Annotated in this window: 6 protein-coding genes; 5 read left to right on the forward strand and 1 reads right to left on the reverse strand. The window is 72.9% G+C overall.

All coding sequences use genetic code 11. The features are described 5' to 3' along the window. Window positions 1-219: 219 nt before the first annotated feature. Window positions 220-1,416 (reverse strand): amino acid deaminase/aldolase, encoded by a 1,197-nt coding sequence (locus tag GEV07_30545; protein ID MQA06850.1) that lies wholly within the window; start codon window positions 1,414-1,416, stop codon window positions 220-222. A gap of 64 nt (window positions 1,417-1,480) precedes the next feature. Between GEV07_30545 and GEV07_30550 the strand changes: the two genes are divergently transcribed. The 5 genes from GEV07_30550 (at window position 1,481) to GEV07_30570 (ending at window position 5,569) form a co-directional block, all read left to right on the forward strand. Next, the gene (locus GEV07_30550) at window positions 1,481-2,803 is read left to right on the forward strand and encodes an FAD-binding protein (protein ID MQA06851.1); all 1,323 of its coding nucleotides are present in this window, start codon (window positions 1,481-1,483) and stop codon (window positions 2,801-2,803) included. A 35-nt stretch (window positions 2,804-2,838) separates the two neighbouring features. Continuing rightward, on the forward strand, window positions 2,839-3,558 hold the full coding sequence (locus tag GEV07_30555; GenBank protein ID MQA06852.1) for a TSUP family transporter: 720 nt from the start codon (window positions 2,839-2,841) through the stop codon (window positions 3,556-3,558). 22 nt (window positions 3,559-3,580) lie between these two features. Continuing rightward, window positions 3,581-4,435 (forward strand): spermine synthase, encoded by an 855-nt coding sequence (locus tag GEV07_30560; GenBank protein MQA06853.1) that lies wholly within the window; start codon window positions 3,581-3,583, stop codon window positions 4,433-4,435. Window positions 4,436-4,470: 35 nt separating this feature from the next. Next, window positions 4,471-5,283 carry a hypothetical protein gene (locus GEV07_30565; GenBank protein MQA06854.1) on the forward strand — a complete coding sequence of 271 codons (813 nt, stop codon included), beginning with the start codon at window positions 4,471-4,473 and terminating at the stop codon, window positions 5,281-5,283. A gap of 76 nt (window positions 5,284-5,359) precedes the next feature. Then, entirely contained in the window at window positions 5,360-5,569 is a 210-nt protein-coding gene (locus GEV07_30570; protein ID MQA06855.1) for a hypothetical protein, read from the forward strand. The last annotated feature ends 212 nt before the right edge of the window (window positions 5,570-5,781 follow it).

Genomic DNA, 5,781 nt, shown 5'->3' on the forward strand with positions numbered 1-5,781 from the left:
CCTCCTGAACAGGACAAACACCGCCACAACCAGCGAACGAGGGCGTAGGCACACGCACCCTCGCCAGCCCTACCCGCGTTCCCGCAGGTCAGCCGTCAGATTCGGCGAGGTCGTGTGCCTATCAACTGCGGAACCCCGGGCCACGACCGCGGCGAAGGGAGCACGGTGATGGACTGGGAGTACCTGCTGCTGACCGCACGCAAGCGGAGCTGACACCGCCTAGAGGAACGCCTTGCCCTCGCCGCGGTAGGTGGGCACGGTGTCGACCAGCCGGTCGCCTTCGACCAGGTGGAGCTCCCGCACGTGCTCGCAGAGCTCACCGGCCTTCGCATGTCGCAGCCAGACGCGGTCGCCGGCCCGTAGCCCGGCGGCGGCCGGTCCCCGCAGCGGGGTCTGCACCTCGCCTGCGCCCTCGGCGCCGAGCAGCCGCAACCGGCGCGGCCAGCTGACGCCGGGCAACCGGTCGGCGCCGGCCGCGCCCGAGGCCACCCAGCCGCCGCCGAGCAGCGTGGCGATGGTCGGCGTCGGCCGGCGTACGACGGAGAGCACGAAGAACGCGGCCGGACGGGGGCGGAAGGCGCGGTAGGTGTCGAACAGCCCGGGCGCGTACAGGCCAGAGCCCGCGGCCACCTCGGTCACCGCCGCCTCCGTGGCCGTGCTCCCGACGCTGCCGGTGCCGCCGCCGTTGACGAACTCCAGGTCGGCGACCTCCCGCACGGCCGCCACCACGGCCGCCCGCCGCTGGCGCAGCTCCGCGGCCGACATCCGTTGCATCGCCCGCACCAGGCCGCGCCTGACCGGGCTGCCCGGCGCGTCGTCACCGACGCCGGCGATCTGCGCCTCGTACGACATCAGGCCGACGAGCCTGAACCCGGCGCGGTCCGCGACGGCGGCCGCGAGCTCGCGCGCCTGCGCGGGCATGTGCACGGGTGACCGCCGCGCGCCGACGTGCACCCGGCCGCCGAGCAGCTCGAGCGACGCGTCGACGTCCAGGCACACCCGCAGCGGCGGGCGCTCGGCGCCGACGGCCGCGTCGACCAGGTCGAGCTGGTCGACGGAGTCGACCATCAGGGTCACCCGCTGCGCCAACCGGTCGTCGGCGGCGAGCCGGCACAGAGCACGCCGGTCGGCGGTGGGGTAGCCGACGACCACGTCTGCCACGTCCTCGGCGAGCCACAGCGCCTCCGGCAGCGTGTACGCGAGCACGCCGAGGAAGCCCGGCCCGGCGAGCACCTCGCGCAGCAGTGCGCGGCAGCGCACCGACTTGCTCGCCACCCGGATCGGCGTGCCCGCGGCGCGCCGGACGAGGTCGGCGGCGTTGGCCCGGAAGGCGGCGAGGTCGACGACGGCGAATGGTGGCTCGAGGTCTGCGGTCACCCGCGCCAACCCCGGGACCTGCTGCCCGGTACCCGTCACAGGAGCAGCCTCCCACGACACAGGGCATGATGAGGCGCGACGACGAGCGGACGGGTGACGCACGATGGCCGCGAACAGGTGGCGGAACTGGGCAGGCAACCAGGAGAGCCGGCCCACCCAGGTGGTGACGCCCGCAGACACGGCAGCGGTGGCCGCGGCCGTCGACGCCGCGCGCCGGGCCGGGCTGCCGGTCAAGGCGGTCGGCTCCGGCCACTCGTTCAGCGGCATCGCCACTACCGACGGGTGCCTGGTCCGTACGGACGCGCTGACCGGCGTGGTCGGCGCCGACACCGAGACCGGCCTGGTCACCGTCCAGGCAGGCATACCGCTGCACCGGCTGAACGAGCTGCTCGCCGGCTACGGCCTGGCGCTGGAGAACCTCGGCGACATCGACCGGCAGACAGTCGCAGGCGCGCTCGCGACCGGCACCCACGGCACCGGCGCACGGTTCGGTGGCCTCGCGACCCAGGCGTACGCGCTCGAGCTGGTGCTCGCGGACGGCAGTGTAGTCACCTGCTCAGCGGAGGAGAACCCCGACGTCTTCGCGGCCGCGCGCATCGGGCTCGGCGCGCTCGGCGTGGTCACCGCGGTGACGCTGGCGTGCGTACCCGCGTTCACCCTGCACGCGGGCGAGGAACCGATGCCGATCCGCCGGGTCTTCGACGAGCTGGACGTACTCGTCGACGGCAACGAGCACTTCGAGTTCTACTGGTTCCCGCACACCAGGCTCGCGCTGACCAAGCGGAACAACCGGGTGCCCGCCGAGCAGCGGCGGCCGCTGCGCCCGGCCCGCCGGTGGGTCGACGACGAGCTGCTCGCCAACACCGCGCTCGGCCTGGTCAACCGCGCCTGCGCGACGCTGCCGCGGATCACGCCCGCGGTCAACAACGTCAGCGCACGCGCGCTGTCCGCCAGGCAGTACGCGGACGCGTCGCACCGGGTGTTCGCCTCGCCGCGGCGGGTGCGGTTCGTGGAGATGGAGTACGCCGTGCCGCGGCACACCGTCGCCGACGTGCTGCGGGAGATCGCCCGGTGGGCAGCGGTACGCCGGGAGCCGCTCCCGCTGCCCGTCGAGGTGCGGTTCGCCGCCGCCGACGACATCTGGCTGTCCACCGCGTACCAACGCGAGACCGCGTACGTCGCCGTGCACCAGTACCCGGCACTGCCGCACGAGCACTACTTCGGCGCGGTCGAGCGCATCGTCGCCGGCGTGGGCGGTCGGCCGCACTGGGGCAAGCTGCACGGGCTGCACGCCGCGACGTTGCGCGAGCGCTACCCGAGGTTCGACGACTTCGTCGCCGTCCGCGACCGGCTCGACCCGGACGGCACCTTCGACAACCCGTACCTTCGCGCGGTGCTCGGCAGGCGGCTTAGTATGTCTGAGTAGGAGGTAATTGACGTGACAGACGCCGGCTTCGCCGCATGGCGTTAGAGACGTACCTGCTCGCTTCTGTCGCCATCGCAGTCGGCACTTGTCTGCAGTGCAGCCTCGGTTTCGGGCTCGGCCTGCTGTGCGCGCCGGTACTCGCGCTGCTCGAGCCCACGCTGATCCCCGGCCCGCTGCTGCTGCTCGCCGTCGCGATCACGTGCGTGCTGACGGTGCTCGGCAGGAAAGCCCTGCAGTTCGGCGAGCTCGGCTGGGCGATGGCCGGCCGCGTGCCGGGCACGATCGCCGCGGTCACGTTGCTGATGTTCCTGCCCACCCGCGGCCTGGAGGCCTTCTTCGGCGTCACGGTGCTGCTCGCCGTGGTCCTCTCGGTGCTCGGGCTGCGCCCGGTGGTGAACCGGCCGACGCTCGTCGGCGCGGGTGCGGTCTCCGGGCTGATGGGCACCGCGGTGTCGACCGGCGCCGCTCCGCTGGCGTGGCTGCTCCAGGAACGCCACGGCGACCGGCTGCGGACCAGCCTGTCCACGTTCTTCTTCGCCGGAACCATACTGTCGATCACCGGCCTCACCGTCACCGGCCAGCTGGGGCTGGCCCAGCTGCGCGACGCGGCGCTGCTGCTGCCCGGCGTGGCCGTCGGCGCCGTCGGGTCGCGGCGGGCCGCCCGCGCACTCGACCCGCGCACCACCCGGTACGCGGTGCTCGGCATCTCCGGGCTGGCCAGCGTCGGCCTGCTCGTCCGCGCGCTCATCGGCTGACCGTCCGCGAGAGGATGCGGGTATGCCTCGGCACACTCCTCCCCGGCCGCAACCGTGGCGGCAGCAGGTCGACGGCGGCGTCGCGGAGATCGTGCCGGACAACAACCGCCCGTACGCGGCGGAGCTGTACGTCAACGGCGCACCGCAGTCGCACGTCGACCTCGCCGAGCCGGACTACCTCTGCTACGAGTACGTCCAGCACATCACCGACGTGCTCGACGTCGCGTTCCCTCCGCGCGCCCCTGTCGACGTGCTGCACCTCGGCGGCGGTGCGCTGACCCTGCCCAGGTACCTCGCCGCCAGCCGGCCCCGCAGCAGGCAGCGGGTGGTCGAGGTGGACGCACAGCTGGTCACGCTCGTACGCAACGCACTGCCGCTGCCGCCGCGCCACGGGATCACGGTGAGCACAGGCGACGCGAGGCAGGCGCTCGACCGGGTGCGGCCGGCGTCGTACGACGCGATCGTGGTCGACGTGTTCGCCGGGCCGCTGATGCCGGCGAGCCTGGCCAGCCGCGAGGCGTTCGGCGAGCTCGCCGAGGCACTGCGGCCGGGCGGCACCCTGGTGGTGAACCTGGCCGACGGCAAGGCGCTGACGTTCGCCCGCGCGCTCGTGGCGACCGCCCGCGACGTCCTCGCGCCGTTGCGGGTGGTCGTGGACGCCCAGGTCTGGCGGGGCCGCAGGTTCGGCAACCTGGTGCTGATCGCGTCCGGCTGCCCGGATCTCGACCAGCCGCTGCGGCGCCGGCTCGCCGGCGGGCCGTTCCCCGCCCGGCTGATCGACGACCCCGAGCTGGCCAGGTTCGCCGCCGACGCGACCGTGATGACCGACGCCACCGCCGTCGGCTCACCCCTGCCACCTGCGGACACCTTCAGCTGACGCCTGTTGTCGGTGCCGGCTGACATGGTGCGTCCATGCGTTACGGATTCGTCATGCCCTACCCGGACATCCGCGCCGTGCCGAAGCTCGCCGCCGAGGCCGCCGCGTTCGCCGCCCATTACGGGTTCACCATCGACCCGCTGGCCGCCTACCGGCCGATGGCCAAGGGACGGGTCGAACGGCAGGTCCTCATCGTCCGCGAGCACGTGCTGGTCGGCCGGTATTTCGACTCCCTCGTCGACCTCGACGACGCGTTCACCGGCTGGCTACGGATCCGCCACACCCAGGTGCACCGCACCCACGGGGAAGTGATCGGTATCCGCGCCGAGACGGACCGGGCCGCGCTGCGCCGGCTGCCCGAACGGCCCTATCTCGTCGCCGAGAGTCATCTGCGCCGGGTCAGCAAGGACTGCCTGGTCTCGTTCGCGGCCAGCATGTACTCGGTGCCCGCGCGGCGGATCCGGGCCGGACAACGCGTCGAACTCCGCGTCAGCCCAGAGGCGGTGGCCATCCACGCCCTGACCGCCGACACGGCCACCGACGCGGCCGAGGCGAGTCTGCTCGCGGTGCACCCGCGAGCGGCCCGCCGCGGCAGCTGGGTCGTCGACGACACGCACTGGGCCGGGCTGCCCGACGGGCATATCCGCGCCACCGTCGTCGAACCACCCCGTCGCGGGACAGAGCTGCTCACCGACCTCGCCGACCAGGCAGCAGACCGCGAGCCGAACCCGTTGGCTGCGCTGCTGGTCCGCCACCACGCCGCCGGCACCGCTGTCGCCCACCGTGGCCTGGACATCTACCAGACCGCGGCCACCACCACGAACACCACCGCCGAGGAGACCCGATGACCCAGCACCGACACCGCGACGCACTCATGACCACGCCCGCCAGCGACACCGCGGTCGGCGACTACCAGCACACAGCGTGCCCCTGCCACGACGGCCCCGACCAGGCCACCGTCGCCGCCGCCGAACTGCCCGCCTCGCCGCGCTGCTCACCGACGTCGACGAGTTCCTGCGCTGCGGCAACGGTGTCGCCGAGCGTCTCGCCGACTTCTACGCCACCCGCGGCGACCCGCACCCGCGGTTCGCCGCCGCCACCCTCATCGACGCCGTCAGCTTCACCACACTGTGATCGCGTCAACTGGGCCTGTCCGGAACTTTGTGTGCGGGCTCCGGCTAGTTGATGTTGAGTCGGTCGCCGTGGGTGATGGCGAGGGTGTTCAGGATGTTCTTCCAGCCATTGATCTTGCCAGTGGGGTTGGTGCGGTTGGGTCTCCTCTCGCGCACGGTCAGGTAGAGGATCTTCATCGCGGCCTGCTCAGTGGGGAAGTGCCCGCGACGCCG

Source organism: Streptosporangiales bacterium, from assembly GCA_009379825.1.
Classification (GTDB): Bacteria; Actinomycetota; Actinomycetes; order Streptosporangiales; family WHST01; genus WHST01.

Excerpts from the sequence above, each read along its gene's own strand:
- GEV07_30565 (MQA06854.1), top strand. The coding sequence starts at position 4,471 with ATGCGTTACGGATTCGTCATGCCCTACCCGGACATCCGCGCCGTGCCG.
- GEV07_30560 (MQA06853.1), top strand. The coding sequence starts at position 3,581 with ATGCCTCGGCACACTCCTCCCCGGCCGCAACCGTGGCGGCAGCAGGTC.
- GEV07_30555 (MQA06852.1), top strand. The coding sequence starts at position 2,839 with ATGGCGTTAGAGACGTACCTGCTCGCTTCTGTCGCCATCGCAGTCGGC.
- GEV07_30550 (MQA06851.1), top strand. The coding sequence starts at position 1,481 with ATGGCCGCGAACAGGTGGCGGAACTGGGCAGGCAACCAGGAGAGCCGG.